The 25,427-nt window shown below is 59.4% G+C and carries 21 protein-coding genes; 6 read left to right on the forward strand and 15 right to left on the reverse strand.

What is annotated here, in order from left to right:
- Positions 1–88: 88 nt before the first annotated feature.
- From BM399_RS11710 to BM399_RS11730, 5 genes are read right to left on the reverse strand one after another with little or no spacing between them, the layout of a single operon-like run.
- A complete protein-coding gene (locus tag BM399_RS11710; protein ID WP_092867864.1) occupies positions 89–1,387 on the reverse strand; it encodes a tetratricopeptide repeat protein in 1,299 nt (432 codons plus the stop codon).
- A complete protein-coding gene (locus BM399_RS11715; RefSeq protein WP_092867865.1) occupies positions 1,384–1,965 on the reverse strand; it encodes a J domain-containing protein in 582 nt (193 codons plus the stop codon). The genes BM399_RS11710 and BM399_RS11715 overlap by 4 nt, the downstream gene beginning before the upstream one ends.
- Positions 1,962–4,244, reverse strand: a complete 2,283-nt coding sequence (locus tag BM399_RS11720; RefSeq protein WP_092867866.1) for a GumC family protein — start codon at positions 4,242–4,244, stop codon at positions 1,962–1,964. Before BM399_RS11720 ends, BM399_RS11715 begins: the two co-directional genes overlap by 4 nt.
- A gap of 47 nt (positions 4,245–4,291) precedes the next feature.
- Positions 4,292–5,107, reverse strand: a complete 816-nt coding sequence (locus BM399_RS11725) for a polysaccharide biosynthesis/export family protein (RefSeq protein ID WP_092867867.1) — start codon at positions 5,105–5,107, stop codon at positions 4,292–4,294.
- Entirely contained in the window at positions 5,085–5,855 is a 771-nt protein-coding gene (locus BM399_RS11730; protein ID WP_092867868.1) for a tyrosine-protein phosphatase, read from the reverse strand. The genes BM399_RS11725 and BM399_RS11730 overlap by 23 nt, the downstream gene beginning before the upstream one ends.
- A 229-nt stretch (positions 5,856–6,084) precedes the next feature.
- On the opposite strand from BM399_RS11730, the gene BM399_RS11735 reads away from it, so the two are divergent.
- From BM399_RS11735 to BM399_RS11750, 4 genes are all read left to right on the forward strand, one after another.
- The gene (locus tag BM399_RS11735) at positions 6,085–6,561 is read left to right on the forward strand and encodes a hypothetical protein (RefSeq protein WP_092867869.1); all 477 of its coding nucleotides are present in this window, start codon (positions 6,085–6,087) and stop codon (positions 6,559–6,561) included.
- A gap of 43 nt (positions 6,562–6,604) precedes the next feature.
- Positions 6,605–8,296, forward strand: a complete 1,692-nt coding sequence (locus tag BM399_RS11740) for an O-antigen ligase family protein (RefSeq protein ID WP_092867870.1) — start codon at positions 6,605–6,607, stop codon at positions 8,294–8,296.
- A 136-nt stretch (positions 8,297–8,432) separates the two neighbouring features.
- A complete protein-coding gene (locus BM399_RS11745; protein ID WP_092867871.1) occupies positions 8,433–10,127 on the forward strand; it encodes a putative bifunctional diguanylate cyclase/phosphodiesterase in 1,695 nt (564 codons plus the stop codon).
- 251 nt (positions 10,128–10,378) lie between these two features.
- Positions 10,379–11,077, forward strand: coding sequence for a response regulator transcription factor (locus BM399_RS11750; RefSeq protein WP_092867872.1), 699 nt, complete (start codon positions 10,379–10,381; stop codon positions 11,075–11,077).
- 8 nt (positions 11,078–11,085) lie between these two features.
- Here the strand turns inward: BM399_RS11750 and BM399_RS11755 are convergent, their stop codons facing one another.
- The 5 genes from BM399_RS11755 to BM399_RS11775 all read right to left on the reverse strand — a co-directional run bounded on the left by BM399_RS11755 (position 11,086) and on the right by BM399_RS11775 (position 17,482).
- Complete coding sequence (locus BM399_RS11755) at positions 11,086–11,790, reverse strand: SDR family oxidoreductase (protein ID WP_092867873.1); 705 nt, start codon at positions 11,788–11,790, stop codon at positions 11,086–11,088.
- Positions 11,791–11,913: 123 nt separating this feature from the next.
- A complete protein-coding gene (locus BM399_RS11760) occupies positions 11,914–12,450 on the reverse strand; it encodes an invasion associated locus B family protein (protein ID WP_092867874.1) in 537 nt (178 codons plus the stop codon).
- A gap of 172 nt (positions 12,451–12,622) precedes the next feature.
- A complete protein-coding gene (locus tag BM399_RS11765) occupies positions 12,623–16,210 on the reverse strand; it encodes an autotransporter domain-containing protein (RefSeq protein ID WP_092867875.1) in 3,588 nt (1,195 codons plus the stop codon).
- A 379-nt stretch (positions 16,211–16,589) separates the two neighbouring features.
- Entirely contained in the window at positions 16,590–17,117 is a 528-nt protein-coding gene (locus BM399_RS11770) for a hypothetical protein (RefSeq protein WP_092867876.1), read from the reverse strand.
- Between the two features lie 122 nt (positions 17,118–17,239).
- A complete protein-coding gene (locus BM399_RS11775; RefSeq protein WP_092867877.1) occupies positions 17,240–17,482 on the reverse strand; it encodes a hypothetical protein in 243 nt (80 codons plus the stop codon).
- Between the two features lie 357 nt (positions 17,483–17,839).
- On the opposite strand from BM399_RS11775, the gene BM399_RS11780 reads away from it, so the two are divergent.
- Together BM399_RS11780 and BM399_RS11785 are read left to right on the forward strand one after the other, a co-directional pair.
- Positions 17,840–18,139 carry a PilZ domain-containing protein gene (locus tag BM399_RS11780; protein ID WP_244531201.1) on the forward strand — a complete coding sequence of 100 codons (300 nt, stop codon included), beginning with the start codon at positions 17,840–17,842 and terminating at the stop codon, positions 18,137–18,139.
- A 117-nt stretch (positions 18,140–18,256) separates the two neighbouring features.
- A complete protein-coding gene (locus tag BM399_RS11785) occupies positions 18,257–19,696 on the forward strand; it encodes a hypothetical protein (protein ID WP_092867879.1) in 1,440 nt (479 codons plus the stop codon).
- Positions 19,697–19,722: 26 nt separating this feature from the next.
- Here the strand turns inward: BM399_RS11785 and BM399_RS11790 are convergent, their stop codons facing one another.
- The 5 genes from BM399_RS11790 to BM399_RS11810 all read right to left on the reverse strand — a co-directional run bounded on the left by BM399_RS11790 (position 19,723) and on the right by BM399_RS11810 (position 25,364).
- Positions 19,723–20,499 carry a glycosyltransferase family 2 protein gene (locus BM399_RS11790; protein ID WP_092867880.1) on the reverse strand — a complete coding sequence of 259 codons (777 nt, stop codon included), beginning with the start codon at positions 20,497–20,499 and terminating at the stop codon, positions 19,723–19,725.
- 6 nt (positions 20,500–20,505) lie between these two features.
- Entirely contained in the window at positions 20,506–21,750 is a 1,245-nt protein-coding gene (locus BM399_RS11795; protein WP_092867881.1) for a class I SAM-dependent methyltransferase, read from the reverse strand.
- Positions 21,747–22,640 (reverse strand): NAD-dependent epimerase/dehydratase family protein, encoded by an 894-nt coding sequence (locus BM399_RS11800; RefSeq protein ID WP_143117814.1) that lies wholly within the window; start codon positions 22,638–22,640, stop codon positions 21,747–21,749. Before BM399_RS11800 ends, BM399_RS11795 begins: the two co-directional genes overlap by 4 nt.
- 133 nt (positions 22,641–22,773) lie before the next feature.
- Positions 22,774–23,781, reverse strand: a complete 1,008-nt coding sequence (locus tag BM399_RS11805) for a cation diffusion facilitator family transporter (protein ID WP_092867883.1) — start codon at positions 23,779–23,781, stop codon at positions 22,774–22,776.
- A 128-nt stretch (positions 23,782–23,909) separates the two neighbouring features.
- Complete coding sequence (locus BM399_RS11810; protein ID WP_092868200.1) at positions 23,910–25,364, reverse strand: hypothetical protein; 1,455 nt, start codon at positions 25,362–25,364, stop codon at positions 23,910–23,912.
- Between the last annotated feature and the right edge of the window lie 63 nt (positions 25,365–25,427).

A 25,427-nucleotide genomic window follows, 5' to 3' on the forward strand; every position in this document is an offset into this window, starting at 1 on the left:
CTTTCGGACTAGCACTGCGCTGGTCATTTCACAATGACGTTCCTGCATCAGCTTGATCTTTTTGTGTGGAGCATCGGTCCGCGCTCTATCACTGCTCGTCTCTTTTGATCCTGAGATCGGCGAAGGCGAAAGATCCGGCAATGAAGGTCTCGGATGCCGAGCGAGCATCGAGAACAAGCCGAAGAACCTGAGATTTGCAGCCTGCGTGAACTTCAAAAGCTGCCGTGAATTCAGTCCAGCCGGAAGATCCAGCGAGAAACGGCTCGCTTTCGCCAACGGCCAGCGATCGCTTTTCGAGGCATGCGATCTGCCATTGCAAGCCACGTAGTCCTTTGAGGTGTCCTTTCGAGAGACCAACAAGGCGATAGCGGCCCGGCGCCAATAGCAGGAGTTGATATATCGGCCGGAAGTCGACACGGCCACCGCCGAGTTCCAACGACAGAGCATTCGTTTCATTCGGCCCTTGGCCGACTGCTATTTCCGCGATCGCACCGCTGCCGCCTTCAATCGTCCAGTCGAAAAGAAGCCCCGAGACCGGGAAACGGAAATTGCCATTGAAGAGCAGTCCCGCCGCTCCGAGCTGTTCGGAGGGCAAAAGTTGGAGCCAGGAATAATATGCAGCCTCGTAACTTCCGCCGTCTATCAGATAGCGGAGATAGGCGCCGATTTCACGCGCGGTCGGCGGATAAGCGGATTTCGTGAGACCCGAAAGCAACGTGAGCGGTGCCTCTCGATGGCGCGTTTTTCCGTTGAGAGCGTAAAGAACTTTTTCACGCCACGGCGGCCGCGTTGAGAGCGTGGCGATCATTTGATCCGCACCGCTTGGCATCTCGATAATCTGAGCGAACGTCGGCACCACGCCGGATATGGACTCCGGCCGAATGCGAAGCAACGCATCGCCATACGAGATCGCCGCCTCGGTGTCCCGCTCGAAGAATTTTTGATGCATCAGCCAAAGGAGTGCAGCCGGCGTCCTTCGTGATCTCGCCGAGGCTGCCTGCATGAAGGTGGTCGCCGCTGCCGTATCGTTGGCTTGTGCGGAAACAACGCCGAGAAGCTCAAATCCCGCAGCATTGAGCGGTTCGGCCGAAAGCGCCCGCAGAAGCCGTTGTCGGATCTGCTCAGTCGTTTCACGTACGTCGCCTCCGGGTTCTTCGGCACTTGCGAGCCTAATTCTTGCGAGCTTCAGCTCGGCATCCGCGTCGAAACTGCGGATGGATAGCGCCAAGTCGGGAGCGACGCGATTGAGAGAGGAGACGACTGTTCGCGTCAGCACGAGGTAGCACAGCAAAGCTGCCAATGCCGTCAGCGAAGCCCTCAGGCAAAGATGCGCCAAATCCGACATCGCTCGGCCGGATTTCGATTCGCCCTGCAAACCAGCGCTCACAGTGGCCAGATCCGCCTGCGAAAGAGGCTTCCGAAGCCGCCGGTAATCGTCCGCAACTGTGTTTGGCGATCGCCTCGTTGCCGAGTGGCCCCAAATGCGCGCTGTCGACAGCTCGAATTCGGGGCACGCATCAGATGCGGCGGCGAGGAATCCTTTTGGCCTTCGCGCGCACGCTTCCCGGCTTTCAGCTCATTCCAGGCAATAAGGACGCGCTGCGCGAGCCGCGCTTTATGCGGATCTCTGCTCAGGTCGGGATGGAGCCATTTGAGCAGATACGCCATATGGCGACGGAGTTCAGCGAGCGTCGCCGTATCGTCGAGGCCCAACACACGGTAGGAATCCGAATTAGAGGCGAGCAGAACTTGCTCGATGAAGAATATTGCGGCCTCACGATTGGCATCGGGCGCGCGGTTATTGATTTTCCCGGCTTCGCGCTCCGCCTCCAATTCGGAGGCGGCGAGGCGCAACAGCAGCAGCACGCCCGGGGGCAACGGCGCTGATCGCATGACGCGAACTTGCGACGGCATGCGGATCAGATCGAGCGCGGCCTTCAGTGCCTTAGCCTGACTTGCACTCATGCCGGACCGGCGATTGTCTGCGAGGCGCTGCGCGTGCTCGATAGCGACGCCCCGTAAGTGAATGCATCGGCTCCGTAACCGTAGCCGTATCCATATTCGTAGCCCGCCGTTCTCGCATCCAACTTGGTGATGACGCTGCCGATCAGAGGGCCCTTCGAAATCTCCAGACGCTTGAGAGCGCTTCGAACCGCGCCACCGCGCGCCAACCCGCTTCCCATCACAAAAATCGTCGCCTCGGACGCGCTCGACAACAATAAAGCATCGGCTATGCCGAGAACCGGCGGCCCGTCGATGATGACGAGATCGAACACTTCGAGACTTCCCGAGAGGAGCGACATCAGATGAGGGCTGCCGAGCAGATCGGCGGCATTCGGCGGCAGCGGGCCAGACGACAGGAAGGCCAGGTTCGGATCGGCCGTCTTCTGGATGGCGTCCGGCGGCGCACATGCACCGGCTAAACACGAGCTCAGTCCGACCGAGTTGTCCGCTTCGAGATATCTATGGAGCGATGGATTGCGCATATCGGCGTCAATAAGAAGAACCTTCAGCCCGAGCCGCGCGAAGTGCTGCGTGATCGCGATCGAGCTGATGGATTTCCCTTCTTTCGCCCCCGCGCTCGTTACGAAGAGCGTTTTCGGCATGCCCCGTGACGTCGTGAATTGCAGCGAGGTGCACAGCGAGCGATAGGCTTCGGCGATCGGAGACCTGACGTCGAGTAGTGCATCGGTTACACCGATGCCGGATTTGACAAGCGGGATGATGCCAAGCGTTGCTAGCCCTCCGACACGCTCGGCTTCTTCGACAGAATCGATAACGTCGTCGAAATTCTCAAGGACGAAAGCCAGCGCGATGCTTCCTCCGAAGCCGAGAAGCAGCGCGAGCAGCATGGATTTGAAAAGCTGTGGCGACGATGGCGACCCTGGCAGATTTGCAGCATCGACGACGAAGATGTTGTTGCTTCCAACGCCCCCGGCCACGTCGACTTCTTTATACCGTTGCAAAAGTCCGTTGTAGAGATCCCTGTTGGTGTCCACCTCCCGCTTCAAGATATTGTACTCGATGGATCGCTTCTGAAAGTCGAGAACGTCAGTCCGCAGCTTCGCGACGCGCGCCGCTATCTCGCTTTCCTGGCCGAGCGAGGATTCGTAGGCATTTTTCAACGAGGCGCGGATCGTCTTCACCTCGGCGTTAAGTTGCCGGTCCACTTCCGCGATCTTGTTTTTGATCTGAAGCATCGCCGGGTAGTTCGGCTTGAACGTCTGAAGCCGTTCCTGATACTCGGTCACGAGATCGTTGCGCTTGGCGCGCAATCCATCGACGGCGCCGCTGGCGAGGAATTGCGGAAAGTTCAGCGCATCGGACTTTTCCACCTGCCGCCAGAGCTGCTCATTCTTTATCCGCTCGCGCGAAATGTTGCCGAGCGCGGCGCTGGAGTTTGCGAGGTCTGTTTCAACCATCGATGAACTCGACCCGATAGAAACGATTTGTTCCTTCTCCGCGAAGGCCAGCAACGTTTTTTCGGACTGTTCCAAGCGCAATTTCAGCTGCTTTATCTGGTCTTCTAGAAACGCCTTGGCGTAGGCATTCGCCTCGAAACGCTTATCGAGGTTGGACGCAATAAAGGCGTTCGCGTAGGCGGCCGCAATTTTCTGACTGCGCGCCGGGTTCGGATCGGAGTAGACGATATCCACCAGCCGCGATCCCGGTATCGGCCGCACAGAGACGTTCTGCTGCACGATGCCGGCCGCGATGTCTATTAGCTCTCTCTGGCTTTTCGACGTGCCCGACTGGGCCGGCTGAAGGAAGCCCATGATCGCGTTCTGAAACGAAAATGAACGCGGAGCGAAGAAGTCCTTATCTTCGGCCAGGCGCGCCATTTGCGCCACTCTCTCCGACAAGCTCCGGCTGAGAAGCAGCTCATATTGCGTTCTCAAGAAGTCGGCGTCCGCTCCCTCGACGGGCGTGATGTTGCCGCCTTCGACAATCTTCGCGACGCTCCGATCAATTTGAAGCCGGATTTTGGATGTATAGAGCGGCGTCATCATAAACGTTCGTACGGTGCCAAGACAAAGCACGGCCATGGTGACGGCGAAAATCAATCCCTTGCGTCTGCGAAATAGCCGGATCGCCGCCCTTACCGTGGCGGCGAAGTGGGCGCCATTAGGTGACAGCTGATCGAGCGCTCGACCACCGTACATCTCATATGTGTCATTCGGCTCGAGTGCCCGGAAATCGGCATGCGTGAGGGGCGTACTATTTGCGTCGCTGGCAGAGGTCATGGAGCCGTCATCATCATTAGATGCGAAGAGCGCGGCGATCGTACCGCTTACAGGAACGGGACAAAAAAGTTGGTGACCGGGAGAACTTTCAGCAACGCCTGATAGGATTCCTTCATCGCCGAACTGCTGACGACGACAACATCGCCTTCGACGATGGCCGGATCCTTGGCTTTTCCGGAGCGAATTTCTCCGACGTCGAATTTTGCAGCGGACTTCGCGCCATTCGAGTTCCGGAATATCGCGACCGACGCATCGGCGGTTTCGGTGAATCCGTCGGCGGTCGCGATGACCTGCAGCAGCGTCGTCGGTCCACGGAGCGGATATACGCCCGGCTTTTTTACCGAGCCGTCGACGGTGACGCGCTGGCTGTTGTATTCCTTGATGTAGACATTCACCTGGGGCGACTGAAGGTAGTCACGGCCGAGCCGCTTCGTCAGGTCGCGCTCAACATCTCGCGGTGTCTTGCCTACTGCCTGGATCTCTCCAGCGAGCGGAAGATTGATCGTGCCGTTGGCTGCAACCTGAACTGTTTTGGAAAGTTCGGGCACCTGAAAAACTGAAACCTCGACGACATCCATCGGTCCGATTTTGTATCCGGCGTTGGCCGGGTTCGACATCGACGTCAGCTCTGCGGCTTGCCTCGATTCGGTTGCGCCAAGAGCGATAGCGGGATGAGATGACTCTGCCGACGCCTCACTTTTATTCGTGACCGAAGCAGTTCCCGTGAGATGCGCGCTTTCGCCCAGCGAGGCACCGCAGCCCCCCAGCATCAGCGCGAGCATCAACGCAGGAAACAACGCTCCGCGAGCCGATTTCCTGTCTTTTACGGAGTCGGAACGGTCAGGCGCTTTTCGGTATGGCATTCGATCCTTGAGCCAATGGCAAAGGAATACTTGATGGGGATTGGTTGGCAAGAATGGCGCGGGGGCGCGCCATAACCAGATTATTCGCTTCGTCTTCACCGACGCGCGCCGCGGCGGCGTCGCGCCCTCTCTTCAGGTCGGGTGCGCGGCGGTTCACGTCGTGAGCGTCGGTTGCGAGAAGATGCACAATGCCGTCATCCAGCAGCCTCTCCGCCCAATATTTTGCAGGCCGGCCGAACTTTCCGAGTAGCGATCCCGAGGTCAGTTGCAGCCAAACGCCAGTGCGGACCAAACGTTCAATCAATTTGTATTGGGCTTGGATCCAGGGAAGGCGCTCGGGATGCGAAAGTATAGGAACATAGCCCGCGACGATCAGTTCGAAGAATATTTTGTTCAGGAGTTCGGGGCGGACATGCATCGGCAGTTCGACCAACACGTAGCGGCTATCGGCGAGAGTGAGAATTTCTCCGCTTCTCAGCTTCGACACGAAGTCCAAGGAGACATGGGCGTCGGAACCACTGAACAGATTCAGCCGTAATCCGGCTCGGTCGAGGGCCGATCGGAGCTCCTCGGTCGCCGCGCGAATTTGTGGTCCGGTGTTATGATAGAGCCCTGGCAGGATATGTGGTGTGCAGACGACCGCCTCTACTCCGTCGTCAATCAGGGCGGCGGCCATCTGGAGGGATATTTCGATGCCGGCTGCGCCATCATCGATACCCGGAAGAATGTGGCAATGAAGATCGATCAAACGCCGCCCCCGCACCTGAGATTAGTTCTTTAGTATTACCCCTTTCGTCAGCTATCGGTATTTAGCCGGGCTGTGTCAAGGCATCGTAATCGCTCTGCTGTGGGCCGTGTCCTCCTTACATCATCGGCTTTCTAACGGGCATTTTCCCCGGAGCGATCGGCAGAGGCGCTTCCATTTGGGGACGACGCGTTGTAGTCCTATCGTGCTAGTCTGATGCTCGAGGGAACACATGATGCTATTGCGCGCCGGCTTATCGGTGGCTTCGCTCTTGGTCACGATTTCCGTGGCGCAGGCGGCGAGTGTGACCTTGATCCAAGGCGAGGCGCTGGTCAGTCGAGGCGACGGCTACGAGGCGTTGAAGGGACCCGCAATCGTCAATGCGGGGGACATTGTTGTCCCCTCGCCGGGAAGCTCGATGAAGGTCACGTTCTCGAATGGGTGCGCCGTGTTCCTTGGAGGCGGCATGGTATTCAGCGTGCCGGAGGTTCCACCATGCGGCGGCCCCACTGCGCTCGCCAGCAACGGCTTGCAATCAGCGGAGACCGCGATCCCTCAGGATTGGTCCGCCGTGACGCAAACGACGGCCTTCAACGCGACGCAGCCCGATTACGTGCCCTACCTCCTCGGCGCGGCGGCGATCGGGGGCATCGCTGCTGCCGTTGGCGGTCTTGGCGGTGGCAGCAATGACAGTCCGGCGAGTCCGTAGCGGCTCTCCGGAAAGCCATCGCGATGGCTTCACTTTGTGATCGATGATTTCAAACGCTGCAATATTCGGCTCGATATCTTCGCTGGTTGGCGGCTCTCCTCGGCGCGTCGCGTGGCGAGAGATTGTTTCCGAGCACGGGCTTGCGCGTCTTACGGGCGGCGTTTTAGCCGCGTCGATTGCGCTCGGCGGAGCGACGCGGAGTGGATATCCCGGAGATGCCCTGCTTCAATTCCTTGCCATCATCCTTCTGATCGTTGCGCTTCGTGACATCGTCATCTCCGGTTCTGTTCGTCATTTCAAATGGCCGCTGATCTTTTTGGGCTCGCTCGCACTCGTGCCGATAGTCCAACTTCTTCCTCTGCCTGTGGATCTATGGTCTCGGCTGCCCGGACGCGAGATCATTTCGCAAACGTATACCTTGATCGATCAGCCTCGTCCCGCCTTTCCACTGACCTTAACCCCATCCGCGACTTACCTTAGCGGTTTGGCGTTACTTCCTCCCGCGGCTGTGTTTCTAGGAACTTTGACGCTTGGCTACGCGCATAGACGAAGCGTCAGCTTTGTCCTTATCGCAATGGGAATAGCGAGCGTTCTTCTCGGTCTGTTGCAACTGGCACAGGGGCCGAACAGCGCGCTGCGGTTTTACGAGATAACCAATAAAACCGAGGCAGTGGGCTTCTTCGCCAATCGAAACCACTTCGCGGCACTGCTCTATGTCGCGACGCTCTTCGTCGCTGCCCATCTTATCGACGCGATAGGAATCATGGGGCAAAGCAAGCTTCGACATCGAGCAGACGCGAACATGGCCGTGCCTCTACTGACGTGGCTGACGGCGCTTCTGATGCTGACCGCCGCTCAGCTGATGGCCCGATCTCGGGCCGGACTGGTTCTGACGGACTTGGCCTTGGCCGCCGCAATCGCCATCGGCATGACCGATCGGCGGATCGCAACGTCGAACCCCGGCTTCGGCCGATTGATCGTGGGAACGGCTGCCGGAATTATTCTCCTTCTCCTACCGCTTGCGCTCTACCGCATTCTCGACCGGTTCGGAGCCGATCCCTTCGCCGACGCGCGCATCGCCTTCGCACGCAAGACGATCTCCGCCGCTCTTGCATACATGCCATTCGGTTCTGGCCTCGGATCATTCGTTCCTGTTTATCAGCTCTACGAACAGACTTCGGATGTCGGCCTCACTTACGCAAATCACGCACACAACGATGTTCTCGAGGTTTGGCTGGAGACTGGAATTTTCGGCATCGCGCTGATGGGTGTGTTCGGCGTGTGGATAGTCCGGCGCACCGCTTCGCTGTGGAAGGAGGGTTCCGCCGCGATCCACGGCGTCGACCTTGGGCTTGCGCGTGCAGCCTCGGTTGCCGCGTTATTGCTGCTCGCGCATTCGTCCGTCGATTATCCGCTTCGCACGACGGCGATGATGACTGTTGCGGCGGTGGCGCTCGCGTTCCTCATCAAGCCCGCAAAATCAGATGCGAGACAGAGCCCACGCCACGGAATGCGCCGGCGCCCGCGTCAATTGCAAGACGGCGGCAACGAGGGCTTGAGGCATGGCCGTTCCATGCAATCGCCGAGCGCGCGCGAAGCCTGGGTGGCCCAGGGTGACTGGCCCGAAGCGTGGCGACCCATGGCAGCAGATCCGACACGCCCCCCAATCCCGGCCCAACCGGACGACGCCGCGACATTCGCCGAACACCCCGAACGAGATTCAGCCGCAGGGTAATGCATTACGGAGCCGCGGCGTTCAGCGAGATACAATTAAGGCAATAATAACCCTTTCGGACTACGACTAAAGACGTGGAATAACGGGGGAGTTCTTCGATTCCCGCGCCTATCCGCAAGCTCCTGGGGGGAAGCCGATGCAGCCTCTTTCGCCGATGACCAGAGCGTTGTGGGCCGCCGGCGTCTCTGCCGCGTTGGCAGCGTCCCTTTTCCTCGCGATTGCTATCTCGTCCGACAATTTCGTCGCGTTTCTGCCGACGCACGCCGTTCTGCTGATGGCGCTTATCCTTTCATCCGACGCCAAGTTGCGCTTGGTGATGGTTGGGTTCGCAGCCCTCACCTCCATGATGATAAGTAGCACCCTCGGCGGATCGCTCATCGCCGCTGCGGCGTTTGCCATCGCGAACACGGGAGAGCTGTTGATCGCCGCCCTTCTTATCGAGAGACTTCGCCGCCCATCCGATGCGAAGACCGCATTGCAGGCCACGAAAGATCCGAAGATCGAGTGGCGGCCGCAATATTCCGCCGATCGCGATTGCTTAACCGGTCTCGCGAGCAGGGCACTCCTCATCGAGCTCATCGGCGCCGCGAAATCCAGAAGCGACGACGTTGCGCTTCTGTTCATCGATCTCGACAATTTCAAATCCGTCAACGACACCTTTGGCCATAACATTGGCGACTACCTGCTCAAAACGGTTGCAGGGCGATTGCGCGGTAGCGTGAAGGAAACAGACATTGTCGCGCGTCTCGGTGATGACGAGTTCGCCGTGCTGTTGGACAGGGGCACACAGCCTGCTGCGGCGGAGATCGTGGCAAGGCGAATTTCGGATTTATTGAATGCGCCGATGACGGTTGGCGGTCATGACATTCGTGTCGGCGCGAGCATTGGCGTGGCATGCTGGCAGCCCGACACGAGTTCGGCTTGGGAGCTCTTCAGGCGCGCAGACGCAGCTCTTTACAGCACAAAGTCGACGGGGCGCGGGAATTACAAATTCTTTGAACCCGATATGGACCGGCGACTGCAACAGCGGCAAGAACTCGAACAAGATCTTCGAAAAGCCGTCGCCGATCGCAGCTTTGACGTCCACTATCAACCGATCGTGCGGCTCGCGACGAACGAATTGATTGGGCTCGAAGCCCTCATCCGCTGGAACCATGCCAAGCGCGGGAGGGTGTCGCCCGCAGAATTCATTCCGGTCGCGGAGGAGCTTGGGCTGATTGCGCCGATCGGCGATTGGGTTCTTCGGCGGGCGTGCCACGACGCGGCCAGGTGGCCCGCGCATGTAAAAATATCCGTGAACTTTTCGCGGGCCCAGTTCGAATGTCCGCACGTTGTGGATCGACTGAAGTCGGCTCTGTCCGAAACCGGTCTTGCACCCAATCGGCTGCAACTTGAAATAACCGAAACGACAATCATGTCGGATTTTGCGAAGGCTAACGCGCTGCTCGGCGAACTTCGCGAACTCGGCATCGAGACCGCCATGGACGATTTCGGAACCGGCTATTCTTCATTGAGCTGCCTTCGAAACTGCTCTTTCGACCGGCTGAAGATCGATCGCTCGTTCATCAACGACCTGACCACGAGCCTGGAAGCGCGATTGGTTCTTTCGACCATCGTCAAACTGGCGAGGACGCTCGGGATGCACACGACGGCCGAGGGTGTCGAAACGATGGAGCAGTACGATATCGTGAAGGCCGAGGGGTGCTCTGAGATCCAAGGCTATTACTTCAGCGCTGCAAAATCCGCGGCCGAGGTATCAGCCTATTTCGAGTCCGGTGCGAACAGCGTCTCCGTAGCATCCGGCATCAAGCCTCAGAGTATTGCTCAATAGCGATTGTGACATTCTGATCGTCTCGGTTGGAAGAATGGTCTTTTATAACTAGTCTCCAAGGGCGCTCATGCCATTACAATTTAAGGTGGAATGCAGCCGGAACCGATTACGCCCGTTCAGTTCCCAATTGCAACAATGCGCCGCTAGCCTTGGCGACCAGGGTTCGCTAATCCCTGCTCGTCTATCCGGGAGGGGTGATTCTTATTCGCTAGTCACAAGCGAGTCCCGGATGCCACTGGTACGGGACCGCGATGAAATCTTCGACCTCGAGCGAACCACCCGTCTATGTCGTCCTCGTCGACAGCCGAGGCATAATCATGGACGTGAACACCAAAACCGGAGCGCAGGACGGCAGTCACAAGATTGCCCTCGCCCGGTACCCGGTCGGCGAGTCCTACTTCGATCACTGCGATGACGATAAACATCGCTCCGAAATTCAATCGCTTCTGAAGCGGAAGCGCAGCCTCATCTCATTCGTCGTACCTTCGCGGCCGAAGCAGAAGCAATGGTTTGTCGTCATCGGCGTTCCGGTCAGCCCGGACGTTGGCAGCGGCGCCGTTCTCATGCACGTCGATATCGCGTCGTGGGTGCCCGAGGCGAAAGAGGCCGACGCTCCGTTCAAGGAGTCGAAAGGGCCGGTGACGCTCAATCCGGGTCTTATCCAGGACACCATCACGCGGGCTCTCTTTCAACAATTCGGCCCGGGCTTTGGCGAGGCGCCGGCGGCGCCGATGCAGCATCCAGACGTCGATTCCTTGAGTCCGAGACAGCGTGAAGTTTTGATGCTGCTCGGGGCCGGCAAGAGCAATGCGGAAATCGCCGAGGAACTTTCCTGCTCCTTGAATACGGTCAAGCGACACGTAACGGCCGTATTGCAAAAGCTGCGTTTGCCGAACAGAACGCGCGCTGCCATGCTTGCAAATCAGCTGAATATCCGTGTCAAGGATTAGCTCCGGCGTCACGCCTGCAGACTCATTCTCGCTCTGACGTCGACGGGCGGCCTTGCCGTTGACCTTCGCTTCTTCCGTGCAGACGACAGCACCGTTTCGATAACGTCGGGCATTCGCGGCTCTTTCATCAGATGCACGATCGTCCTCGCGAAGGATGTATCAGCTTCGTCGGAACGATCAGTTGGCGGCGAGACGATGGACATTCGCACCCGCGGTGCCGTGGCCGCGCGCCTCGCGGCAAACTTGGCCGCGAGAAATGCCGTGGCGATCGGGATCGCGGCAGCGCCTGAAGCCGGCGCGACACACAGAATGTGCAGATCCTCGTTGGTATAGGGGAGCGCGGCGTCAAGGCAATGCAGCAAGCGGCGCGTCTCGAGTTCGATTGCTTTGTCCGTCGTCATCCTCTGCCGCTTCGGTTGAGCGAGTTCGAGGACGACGACGTCCAGCCGTTCGAACTGGGCGAATGCGATTTGAAAAAACTCGCTCACGGACTTCGGGCGATCCAAATCTATCGGCTGGCAGTAGACGCCCTCGCGGCCATCGATTTTTGCGTCGAGCGTTTCGAAATCGGCAGGTGATGTGCCGAGGGCCAGCCTGCCGCCCTGCTCCAGAACCAGTTCGGCGATCGCGTCGTCATACCGGGGGTTGACGGACGGAACCGCTATGACTTTTCCCCTCAATGCCCGAGCCGTCACGTCATATTCTTGTCTCATGCGCAGCTCGGACTCCCCACAACCTCAACTTGCATCATATCTGAGCTAAGTCCATTTATATGGCTATGGCAACCTTTAGTTGTGCTCAGTCGCCATTGTCCGGTGGATGGAATTCGAGAGGTGCTATTTGCTTTCTTTGAGGTAGCCCGCGTAGGCATCGGGGAAGCCGCGCGTCGAGAACGTGAAGTTGACTGCCTGCTTCGACGTGTCTTGAACGACGGCGGAAATTTTCGGCGCTTTGCATATCTGCCCAAGCAGTGGCTCAGTTAGATCGAAGGACGCAATACATCCCGTGCGCTGGCATACGGTATAGGAAACGGCGAACGAATTTTCTTTCTCAAGACCCACGACCACGCCTGCCGGCAGCGATACTCCGACGGGCAACCGGAAAGACCCTTTGAGTTTGCCAGCCTGATCCCTGCCTATCGTCAGCACGCCGACTGGCTTCTTGAGTTTGTCGCTCATGAGCGTCTGAGACATCACGCACGATTTGCGGCCCTTCACCGGGGGCGTGCATGCCAAAAGCCAATCACCGATGACCTGGCTCGTCGCCGGGGCGTTCGCGGCCTCGGCTGTGGGCGGAACCTCCGCGGCATTCGCAATTCCGAACACGGCCATCGACGCAGCACAGGCAGCGAAAAGCGACGCGTATTTTTTCATCCGAATATCTCCAGTTAAAGACAGCACTCATTGAAGATCGCCGAGTTTGAAAACCGGATCCTTTGAAAGCAGGATCCTTCGAAAGCAGGATGCCGGGCCGCCGTATTGCGGCACCGGAACCCTGTTGTGCGGCCGGAGAACGATAGGAAGGGTCTCGTTCTTCGGCCTCACCTCACCAGTCGACCCGGACGCCGAGGCTTCCGCCGTATCCGACGAAATCATCCTTTCCGAATTGTACATTGCCCTTCGCAAAAGCGCTGAGGCCATTGCCGGTAAGGCTGAACATGTTGACGCCGCCGGTGACTTCGCCGAGCGCGCCGGAGAGGTTGTCCGTCGTCTCGAGCACGTAATCTCCGCTCGTCACGTCTGCTGTGTTGTTGCCGAGGAATTCATAGATGGCGCCAACACCGATGAACGGCTCATACTTTGCTCGCTCCTTCGCAATCGTCGTTCCGACGCGCACACCGAGACGTCCGCGCAAACTGTCTCCGCTCGAGAAGTTTACGGAGGTATCGTAGATTTCCATGGTGTCGATGCTCGCGTTGACATACGAGAGCGTGGCGCCAGGCTCGATAAACGCGTTGTTATACGTCGCTCGATATCCGGCATCGATAACGCCGCCGACGGCAGTCAAGCCCGCGTGCTCGTTCGTGGATTGGACGCCGGAGTATTTGACGTTTCCAAGGTTGGCCATGAACTGGCCATCGATGAACCAGCCGCCTTGCAGGTAGGTCACGTACGCACCCACGGCGCCGCTCTGGAAATCGGCGCTGTTTGCGGAGCCGTCAAAATTGAGCTTGGATCTCAGATAGCCACCCATTACGCCGGCCATCCAGATTCCATTTCCGCCTTCAGTCGTGCGGATAACGTCGTAGCCGGCGATCACACCGCCACCGTCCAGCTGCGAATTGACCGAATGCCGCTCGACGGTATTCATCAGCGTAAAGGAGTGATTAGTCGATCGCGATTCCGAAGCGCCGAGAACCTTCGCCCAAGCGCCAGAAGCCGGCTTTGCGCATCCTGCGGTCGAATCCTTGAGGCTGACCGGCGCACACGTCGTATTTAGTGCCGTGCGCAAATCCGCCGTTCGGTCAAGCCACGCGTCCGACGCATTGTGCCATACCGACTGCGCCGCGGACGTCAGGCTTGGGAGTTCGAAGAATGAATGGCTCGGGCTGCTGGCAAGGACCCATTCGTTCGAGCCATTGAGATAGAGATCGTACTGGAACATTCCAGTTTTGATCGGGCCGTCGGCCAGGTAGAAACTGCCTTGCGGTAGAGATCCCGTGGCATTCACGACATCAATACCCGTCGGATTGTAGGCGCCAAACCCGGCGTTCACGTTGTTGACGTAGATCGCGGTAGAGCCCGTCACGTCGCCATTGATGACGAGCGTATCCGAGTTCGAGTTCGACGGGCCGGCAAGGAAGGCATCGACCTTCAATGCGCTCTGGCCATCAGCTCCGTGGAATGTCAGCGTGCCCCCATCAGTCGGAATGAGCGTAAAGGTATCGCCCGTATATCCATCCTGAAGATCGATCGTCCCGGTTCCACCGACGCCGCCGTTATTGAAGAATTCTACGCCCGCGAGAACGGTGGCGTCATTGTAGGATGGTGAGTCCGGATCAGTTGTATAAATCGTTCCCGTGTTGTTGAAGGCGTCCGCCAAACCGTCGCCAAGGTTACTGGTGCCGGTGAAGTGCCAGCTGTCGTTGCTGGTGTTATTGAAAGTGTTCGCTGTGTCCGTATTGCCTGCTTCCGACAGATCGATGCGCCCGATCATCGTGCCATCATTGTTTATGGTGACGGCGCCGCCGCGGGCATCAACAATGAGATCCGACGTCGACTCGCGAGAAGTGCGAATGAGACCGCCGGCGTAGTTGTTGATTGTCGCCCCGTCATCGGTCGAAAGATCGATCGTCGCATTGTGCTGACCGGAGCTTTCGATCAAGCCTGATGAATTGATCGTCGCTGAATCCGACGCGATCGAAATTCCGCTATTGCGGCCCTTGATCGTCCCGTCGTCATTATCGATGGTGACAGATCCATCCGCTTCGACATCGACGCCGGTGTCACGGCGGCCCTGGATAATTCCGCTGTCGTTGTCGACCGTCACATCGCCGTCAACATCCCGGATTTTGATGCCGTCGTCGTAGCCCTTGATCGAGCCTCGCCGATTGTAAATTTCAACGTCGCCTTCGACGTCCCTTACGTTGACGCCGTCGCCCTCTTCACCGCGAATCTTGCCGCCGTAGTTGTTGGCTATCGTTACGTCGTCATCCACGTTGCGAATTTTAATTCCGTCGTCATGCCCGGTGATCTTGCCGCCAAAGCGGTTGTCGATCTCCACATCATCATCTGCGTCCCGGATATCAACGCCGTCGCCGTGCTTGCCTTTGATGCTGCCGCCATAGCGGTTATCGATCTCGATGTCGCCGGAGGCGTCCTCAATGTGGATGCCATCGTCGTGGCCGGTGATCTTGCCTCCCTTTTTGTTGTCGATCTCGACGTAATCGACATCGTCCAGGTTGATGCCGTCCCCGCGTTTACCGCTGATGCTGCCGCCGGATTTATTGGAAATGACGACGTCGTCGGCGTCTTCAATTTGGATGCCGTTGTCACGTCCGGAAATCTTGCCGCGCTTGCTGTTATCGATGCGGACATCGTCGACATCTTTGATATCGATGCCGTCGTCTTTTTCGCCGGTAATTTTGCCGCCGTGGCTATTGGTGATGGTGACATCTTCGCCGACATCGCGGATCTTCACGCCGTCATCATGGCCCGTGATCCTGCCGCCGAAGCGATTGTCGATTTTGACGTCGTCGTTCACATCGCGGATATCGACGCCGTCGCCTTTCTTGCCAGTGATCCTGCCGCCAAACCGGTTGTCGATCTTCACATCATCATCGGTATTCTCGATATGAATGCCGTCGTCACGCCCGGTGATCCGGCCTCCGTGCTTATTTTCGATGCTGACGTCGCCGTCCGTATCCTCAACGCGGATGCCGTCACCTCGCCAGCCCGTAATTTTTCCGCCGTAGCTGTTTGATATTTCGACGTCATCGTCCACGTCTTCGATCTGGATGCCGTTGTCGCGTCCGGTGATTTTTCCGCCGAAGCGGTTATCGATACTGACGTCGTCTTCGACGTTTTTGATGTCGATACCGTCGTCGCGCTTGCCGGTTATGCTGCCGCCAAAGCGGTTATCGATGGTGACATGATCGTCAACGTCTCTGATGTGCACGCCGTCGTCACGGCCGGAGACTCTGCCGCCGAAGTGGTTATCGATCGAGACCCTGCCCTCGGCATCGTCGATGTAGATCCCGTCCGCCCCATGACCGATGATTTTGCCCTTGAAGCTGTTATCTATCGAGATTTTGCCGCCGACATCGGTAATCCTCACGCCCTCGTCGGAGCCCTCGATCCTGGCGTCGTCCCAGTGCCGACCGTAGCGGTTCTTCACCGACACGTTGCCGCTGATGTTGTCGATCCGAACTCCTGGCCCCTCCTCATTGGAGATGTGATCACGGTCGTTGTCGACCTTGGCTTTATTCTGGTCGTGAATGTAGACGCCGGTCGGGTCCGCCGCCACCACTCCGCTGCCGACCATCAAGCTCAGGGCCAACGCGGAGATAAAGCAGTGTGGCGGTGCGAACTGCTGAAAATGACGTCGCTGCGGGAGCCATCGCCCAATCCCGGATTGCCCGTCATTGCGATTTCGGCCGAGCCTCTGGAGCGCCGATGCGCGCTTACGATCCATGCAATAAGTCCCCTGAATGTTTGGACGCAGCACACGCAACGTCGCGTTCGGAAAAGCGGGCGCCGTCCGTTCGAATTGGCAGCGCGGTGAATGACACCACGAATCGCGAGTTGTAGTTCTTAGGTACTACATGAGTACTAGCCGTAAAAGGCGTCCGCGCACCTGAACTTGGTTCCGATTCACATAAATCTGCGCACTGATCGAATTTCTGGGAACAGTGACCTAATCACCTCAGCTGCGCGCGCTGCATGGGCGGGCGTGTCAGCACACAGGGATTAGAGAGTAGAGTTTTTATGGGAGCCTAGCGCCCTATCGCGGCGCCGGCGCCGATTATGGAGCAGCGGCGACGACCATCTGCATCAACATGGTCGCCTGAGAATCAGGCGATCGCGCGCCGTGGGCTACGCGAATGGAGCGGGCCGAAGATGGAGCCGCCTTCGAGCCGCTGAACGGCATCGGCCACATTGGCTTCGAGTGAACCGGATGATTTGCTTGCCTCGTAAGGCACCATCGACCGATGAGGATTCGGTGCCGCCGCGCTCTGTTCCGCCGGGCTCTGATATCCGATTGCACAAGGCTCCGTCGGCAGCGAGGCCAATGCAGCGCGCCATTCCTCAAGTTCGGAACAAAAGCGCCGGACATCAAACTCCAGCCCGCAGCGATGCTCGATCGCGCCTTCAGACTCGCGTGCATGATGCTCAGACACCGCAGCCCGCCGCAATCCCGGTTGACGGCGAGGCTGGCCGTTCGCTCGGTTTTTTGAGCTGTCTGGTGCGTTTTGGGGGATCGGCTCGTCCGCGTGTGCGCTCCATCGCGATGCGTGACGACGGACACCTTGAGCGATATTGCCCGTCATCTCGGCAATGCCTGCGCCGACGCGGGCGACGGAAGAAATAGAATTTTTCATCTTTTCATTTCCCGTCGCGAAGGCTGGCTACATTGCTCATGAAAGGCCGCACCTCATGGGAGACATTCCGAGACTGCCCTCACTCGCAGTATGAATGCTAGGATCGGCGGCGCACGCCGACGCTACATCTGCCGAAGCGGCTGATGGAAATCGTAACGGGCCAACTCTTCCGAGCTTTGACGATAGTCGCGGTCTTCGGCAGCCTTGATGGTGTGACGACTGACGACCTGCGATAGCTCCTGGATGGTCCGTTTGCGCGCCGCACCGGTTACGGCGAGCACGGTCAGAATTTCCTGGATCAATTGCTCTTCGACAGCGGCATCCTGCCGGTAGGCTTCAAGTACGGCCTCAAGTTCTGGTCGCATAAACTTCTCCTCGAATCGAGAGTATTAGCCTTAATTAACTAGTCCTTTGGGAGAAATGCAACGCTTTGTCGTGGCGGGCATTACGCGAAGGTGTGGAATGGGTCGCGCACGTCGGTTTTTCGGAATCATCGTAACGATCAAATAATCCTTATATAGTACTTTATAACCACTTTGAATCTTGTTCAGAGCAGCGGGCTACGACGCGGATAGCCTCTGCCGGCACGTTTTAAGAGTTCAACGACTGGTTGGGGGCGGATGCCGCAAATGGTTTTGTCACGAAATTTTTTGCGTAGACGGGATCCGAGGCGGCGGGTCAGCTTTACTGCAATCCTCGAATGCCGGGGTGTTAGTCAGAACGTGCGAGTCGTAGATTTTTCCGCATCCGATCTCCGCGTCGATGGAATTCGGGGTCTTGCAACCGGAGACTCCATTCGGATCTCTTTCTCTCCCAACATGGTTCTCACCGGCGAGATCGCGTGGTCCGTGTGGCACAAGGCGGGGATCAAACTCCTTCCCGCCCTCGGCGAGGCGGACCCGGCGTTCGTCTTCCTGTCGGACCAGGCAGCCGCCATCGAGCAACTGCGCGTTCGGGCGATCGCAGCCATCGCCAAGGAGCGGGCGGGCCGCGCCGGCCATTCCGGATCCGGATCGCACTAAGCCTGCGCGCGCGGGTGACAGTCTCGCGCATGGTTCCCGTTCTAAATCTCAAAACGCGCTCGGCGGCTCCGCTTTTCGGCGAGATCTCCGTTTGAACGTGTTTGCCCGGAGAACTCGATGGCGACGAATCAATGGCCTTCGCTGGCCGACCTGATCGATGACGGCGAGGACCCTGCGGAAGGACTTCACGGCAACGTCGCGGCATTCGATGCCGCTGCGGCCTCCGCTACGGAACTGCTGCTCGAAGGGTTGCAGGTGGCACGCGCTGGCGCGCTCGATGCCGCCGCAGAACTCTTCGCCAAGGCGATCGTGAAAGAGCCGGACGCTGCTGAAGCATACGAGGCGCTGGCGACGGTTCTTATCCCCATGGGCCAGCTCGAGTTCGCAGCGCGAGCCAAGGGAAAGGCCATCAGCCTCGGCTATAATTCCGCATCCTCGTGGGAAATGCTGGGCGACATATTCACCAATCTCGGCCAGTTCGACGGCGCCGCGGAAGCTTATTCGACCGCGCTCGGCCTCGAGCCGAACGCACTGGCGTTGCACAGCAAGCTCCAGTCTGCCGTTTCGCAACGGTCGGCTCGTCTCAAGTTCGCGTCCGCCGCGCCGCCGCCGGCCGTTCAACCGGCTGCGTTGCCCGATGCAGACTTGTTTGGTCTGGAGTTCCTCAGTAACGACCTCATCCCACCGGCATGGCGCCAAGTCACCATCGTGACGATCACGCCTGATGGCAATCCGCACTCGGCTGCGTTCGACGATCTCACACTCGGTTTCGAAGGCGCATTCAGATCGCTCGGCGTCGACGTTCAGCGCAAAACCAATGCGCTTGGAAACGCCGGCGTCAATCTGCTACTCGGCGCTCATCTCATCGACTCGCAGGAACTTGCGGACAGGATTCCGTCGAACACGGTGATCATCAATCTAGAGCAGGTCACTGGATTCGATGTGCGCTCGCGGCCCGTCTATTTGAGCCTTCTGAGCCGGCTCGCGGTCTGGGATTACAGCGTGCGCAACATCGAGGCGTTGCGCCGCCTGACCGGCAGCCGGTACGTCCGCCATTTCAGCATCGGCTACACGCCGGAGATGACGCGCGATCTCCCCCCAACAACGCAGACAACGGACGTTCTCTTCTACGGCAGCATCAATCCGCGCCGCGAAGCGATCCTTGCGGGACTGATGGCGGCGGGAATGAACGTCAAGCATCTCTTCAGCGTTTACGGAGAGGCGCGCGACCGGGCGATTGCGGAAGCGAAAGTCGTTCTGAACGTGCACTTCTACGAAGACAGCATCCACGAGATCGTCAGGACCTCGTATCTTCTCGCGAACCGGAAAGCGGTCGTGTCGGAGTGCGGTCCTCGGACCGAGATCGACGAGGACATCAGAAGCGCAATGCTGGCGGTTCCATATGACGATATCGTCAGGAGCTGCGTGGCGCTCGTTCGCGATGAGCCGAGCCGCCGCGAACTGGAGCGGCGCGGGTTCGAGGTGTTCGCGAGGCGCGATCAGGCGCAAATACTGCGCGAGACGATTGCCGCGACGGAAATGCCGAATTTCGGCTAGCCGCGCAGGCGCGGCGCTCAGCGGTATTAGGCGGCGTTACGCAATATGCCGCTCAACGGCCTGAGCTTCGACCAGCGTCCATCAAGCTCGGCAATGTCGGCCTGATGCTGCGCGCCGAAACCGTTCTTGACGTCGAAGCTATCGCGCCGGTCCGAAATCTGAAGCTTGCGCGCCTTGAATGCATTCGACCACGGGCTGAACCCGTACCACCTGATCGATCCGAGTTCGCGGCTGCCATTACATTGGCGCGGCAAATGCGAATTGTGACGGCCGGGCGTGTAGGCGCCGATCGCGTAGCGATGATAGAGCCTGCTTCGGGTCGGAAATGTCAGTCCCGGTATGGCGAGAGCGGCGAAGTCGATCTCGTCCTCCCAAATGCCCGTCGCCTTTTGCTCGACCAAAGGCCGTAACGGATCCGGCGGATTGTGCGGGTCGGTATCGACCATCACGGCGCCCGGCAGGCACACGCCGGTCAAGTCGTGCTGGGCGACCACGCGCTCCATCTTTGCCAGGCCCGGAGCGACGAAAAATTCCGTCGTGTTGAGCGCGAGCTTCCAAGCGTCCGGAAAGCGCTGCTCATGTTTCATCACTTCGAAATCGCACAGAAGCGCTGCGAACGTGGCGTTTTCGGAGGAGACGACTTCCCAATGGGGCACGAGTTCGCGGCAGATCGCGACGGAGTCATCCGTCGAATGATAATCGATCAGGACGCCGTGATCGAATATCTCGCGATGGTGGCGAAGCCACCAGGGCAACAGATAGGCTTCGTTGAAGAAATGCGAGACGACGACCCGCTTGGCCATTGAGAGTCACCCGATCTCGAGAAGCTTCGGAAAATAGATCACGAATTTCGGCGACGCGTCGCCGCTGTGCCGCCGGATCTTTGCGATCAGCTCATCGGCGAAGTTCCAGGCTCCGATCAGAAACGTCGTGTCGCCCGCGATGTCGGCCGCTTTACTGAATGGCTCGATCGCGTGCTCAGTGCCCGGAATGGTCAGCCCTACCTTCAGGGCTGCTTCGTCGAGATAGACGTCCGGAACAATGCCTGCGGCGCGAACGAACGTCAGGGCCTTCGCTGCGACACCGACGAGCGCAATTTTCCGGCCCGCAGCTCGATGCTTTTTGACGACGGCCGCGGCGGCGCTCATCGCGGTCTTCGCACCGTCGGCGAATGTCGCGTATGCGCTCAAGACCTCGGAGCCTCCAAGGTCGCGGGAAAGCGACGGTGGCGTCGGCGACGGCCACGCAACGGAAAATGGTTGGCCGCCATCAAATGCAAACGGCGCGACGTCGTCTTCCGATCGCCGGAGGAACGATAAGAGGCTTACGCCGTGCACCGAGGTGAGCTGCGAAGCTTCGACGCGCAAGCCGTTGTTTTCCGCGAGGCGCGCCATCGAAGCGACGGTGTAGAACGAATAGTGCTCGTGATAGACGGTATCGAACTCGCCGTTGGCGATCATCAATGCCTGGCTGGTCTGGATGATCGCGACGCCGCCCGGCGCCAGGCATTCGCGCACGCCACGCATGAACGTCGCCGGGTCCGGCGTATGGGCCGCGACGTTCATCGCGACGATGATGTCGAACTGTCCCTCGGGCCGGGCGTCCGGGAAAAATCCGGTGATCACTTTCCTGCCGGCCGCGGCCGCGATTTTGTTGAGGTTTTCCGCCGGATCGACGCCGACAGCGTCGAAGCCGCGTGCTTCCATGCACCCCAGGAGGCTGCCGTCGTTCGAGGCGATTTCCAGAACGCGCGCGCCGGGCCTACTCGCGCGCAGCAACGTGTCTGCGAACCACTCGAAGTAAGCCTTGAGCGTCCCGCTCGTGCCGCTCGCATAGAGGTAATGCTTGAAGAGCTTGGCCGGATCGACGAAGTGGGTCAGCTGGCCATGCGTGCAGGTGGGGCAGATCGCGAAACCCAGAGGAAAGGCTTCGTGCGGTTCGTCAGGCCCTGAGAGAAGAAGGTTGGCTGGCGGCTGGACGTCCAATTCGAGCAATGGCTTCGCTTCGCCGCCGCAAACGATGCACGTGCGCTGAGGTTCGCAATCTGCGGTCATGATGCTGCTTGTAGCTCAGGGTGATAGGCCTCGCGGAACCGCTCACAGCGTTCGGCGATGCTGATGGGTCGCGGCGCACCGCACAGCGACTGGATCTTTTGGCAGTTCATCTGGAAGGAGTAGGTGAGCGCGTTGCCGTGGTCGATGACCGGCACACCGTGGAACGCCGCTATACTGTCCGCCAGCTGGCCGATGCTGGCGTTGAGCGAGCCCGTGTTCAGGATCGGCGGCAGATCATGGCGAAGTTCGATAATCCTCAAGACGTAATGGGCAAGGTCTTCGAGGAAGAGGATGTTGCGATAAGACCTGCGATTGCGCACTTGAACACAGCCGTCGCGCATCGCTGCGATGTTCATCGCGTTGAAGATCAGCTCCGGCCGCAGCAACGGGCTCATTCCGCAGACCGTTCCGAGGCGCAGGCCCGTTATCCCGTTGGCGAAGCAGCGGGCGAGCGCATCCATCGAGACCTTGGAGCAGTCATACGGGTTGACCGGGTCGAGCCTCGTCTCGGATTCGTCGAGCGCGGGCGGCGCGATGCCGTTCTCCGACATCATCACCGAATAGACGCTCGCGGTGCTGGCGTAGATCAAGCGCGAATTGAACTGTTTGCGGCGCGCGAAATGGAGGAGATCCAGACAGTTGTTGGCGAGCGCGCCGTCCGGATCACTCAGGGACATCGGAACGCTCGAATGTCCGGCAAACCAAAGGATGACGGAAAAATCCGCGAGATCCGTGATGGTCAGTTCCTGATACCGGCACCGCATCGCGTTCGGGATGCCTGCGAGGCGATCGACGTTCTGATCGCACACGGAGACGTCATGTCCGGCCTGAACCAGGGCCGGCAACAGATAGGACCCCACGTAGCCATGTCCCACGAGAAGAATCTTCATGGCCGCCTCCGCATCACGCGCGCACTGTGGCTGATCTGTTTCAGGTTCGCCTTGCGCGTGCCTTGTGACGCTCACAGCGGCTTAGATGGCCGAAGATAGAGGCCACTTCGAACGGAAGGCGAGGATCGACCGGTCAGGCGGGCGCGCCGTGCGCCGCCGGGGTGCTGCTGCCCGCGGTGCAGCCGGCGCCGAGGCCACATGGGGCACCGTCGCTGACTTCGAATTGAAGGGTCGCGTGACGGATCCCAAATTCGTCGTGCAGCATTTTCGTCGCCTTTTCGATGAAGGCATCGCCCGGGTGCCCGTCCGGCATGACAAGGTGGCACGTCAACGCCGTCTCCGTCGTGCTCATGGGCCAGATGTGGAGATCATGGATGCTGACGACGCCGGGCAGCTGCAGCAGCCGGTTGTGCACGTCCACAGCATTGATATTCCCGGGCACTCCGTGCATCGCGAGCCGCATGGAATCCTGCAGCAGTCCCCACGTGCTCCAGATGATCACTGCAGCGATGATGAGACTGACGATGGGGTCCACCCAGTACCATCCCGTCAGCAATACGGCGATACCAGCGATTACGACGCCGACCGAGACGGCTGCGTCGGCCATCATGTGGAGATAGGCGCCGCGGATATTGACGTCGCGCTCGCCGCCCGACGCAAACAGCCAGGCGGTGAAGCCGTTGACCAGGACACCGGCGAACGCCACGACGATCATCATTCCGCCGGCTACGGGCGCGGGCTCGATCAGCCGCTGTACGGCTTCGAGCACGATGGCGCCGACAGCCACCAGAAGCAGAACCGCGTTGGCGAGCGCGGCCAAGATCGTCGATGATCCGAAGCCATAGGTGAAGCTCAGGGTCGGCCGGCGCTTTACGAGTACGCTCGCGCCCCAGGCCATCAGGAGACCAAGCACGTCTCCGAAGTTATGACCTGCGTCCGCGACGAGCGCCATCGAGTTGGCAAAGAAGCCGGCAATCGCCTCGATGAGGACAAAGCCGATGTTGAGGCCCGCACCCAGCGCAAACGCGAAACCGAAATCCTTCGGCACATGGCTGTGGCCGTGCGACCCGATCCCGTGATCATGGCCGGCGTGGTCGTGCCCGTCATGCGGCTCGTTACGCGTCTCTGACACTTCCGTCATGATCCACCGCTCGTGAGAGGATTACAGGGCAACGTACGCCTGCGCCGCCGGATAAAATGGGACGCGCGGCTTACAACGCAATCCCAGAACGCCGGGGGCCCGGATCCGATCCAATCGCTTCGGTCTACCTAGCGTTTATCGATGCCGCTTATGCGCTCGAGAAGTCGTGGACGATGAGGGGCGGGCGCGGGGCTGTCCGCGTTCTTGTCGGCTTCACCAGCGGCCGGCAACGGCGGAGGCCGGTCGGCTCTCTCGGGGGGCGCGTCACCGGGTCCGCCGCCAGCATTGCCGTTCAAAGCGCGCAGGTATGATCCTTGTCGCTGGTCTGGGCGCTGGTCGGGGCGCTGGTCGGGCGTTTCCGTGCCGTCGCCGTTCGAGGGCTTGTCGGCGACATTCCCAGCGGGTCGCTGCCCGCGAGGGGTCGAAATGCGTTCGGCAAGCGACGGCCTTGCGGGGTTTGCCCGGTCGGATGGCGTTTCGACAACCGGCTCCGGAGTTATCCGGCGCAGCTCTTCGTGGAAGCGGAGGGCCTGGCGTGACAGACGCTCCTGTCCGGCGGCGATCTCGGCGCGAAGTTCCGTAATAACGCGACGCTGGTTTTCGAGCTCGGCCTGCAGAGCGCTGAAGTCGGCCTTCTCCATCATACCGGGCGACGGCGCATCCTTCTCTTCGTAGACCTTGAGTGCGGCCCGGAGCTTCGCCATTTCGGTCGACTTGGTATCAACGGCTGCCTGAAGATCGGCAACACGATCCTCGAGCGCCATCCGCTCAGCGTCCTCGCTGCCGATGCTCGACTTCAGCGTGCTCAGCTCGGCTTCCGTCTTGGCGAGCGCCAGCAGAAGCCTCTTGATCTCTGCGTTCTGTTCATCGCGATCGGGAGACGTTTGAGCGACGGCGGCCGCACCTTTCAAGCGTTCGATCAGCGCTGCCTGTTCGCGCGTTTTCTCACGCATCGCCTCAAGCTCTGTGCGAAGAGCGACGTTACTATCGGCACTCGCGCCTGCAGCGGCACCACGATTGCGAATGGCTCGCGTGTCGAGCGTCGTACGCAGCTGCGCAAGCTCTCTCTCGCGCTGCTTGTTGAGTTGCGTTGCCTCCTCGAGCGCGGCAGCCTGCTTGGCGCTCGTTGCGGACAGCGTCTTGATTTCACGGTCGCGCGTTGCGAGCAGCTTTCGCGTTTCGGCGAGACGCTGCTCGACCTTCGGGAGCCTATCGAGGATCGCCTGTTCGAGAACGCGGCGGGCATTTTCATGCTCCTCGACGCTCATCTTCTGGTCGGCGATCGCCTCGGACAATTCCTGAATCTTCGCATCGCGACGATTGACCTCGACCCGCTGGCGGGCGGCCGAAAGGCCGGCTTCCTCAAGCTTGGATTCGAGGCGGTGCAGTTCCATCGCGAAGTCGGCGCGCAAGCGGTCCTTGTCGGCGCGAATTTCCGCTTCGGTGAGCGGCAGCGTCCGCTTCAAGGCTTCGGAGGTGAAGCGTTCGACGCGGCGGCGGTAGGCAGGCAAAAGCACAACCACGATCAGGGCCGCGATCAGAAAGCCCAACATCACGAGCATCGCGGCGGAAAGGGTTATCAAGAAAACTCGCCCTGCAATGAAAAGCTTCGCGGCCCCCGCCGACGGCAACGTTCCCAGACCGGC

Origin of the sequence: Hyphomicrobium facile (genome assembly GCF_900116175.1) — a bacterium.
Classification (GTDB): domain Bacteria; phylum Pseudomonadota; class Alphaproteobacteria; order Rhizobiales; family Hyphomicrobiaceae; genus Hyphomicrobium_B; species Hyphomicrobium_B facile.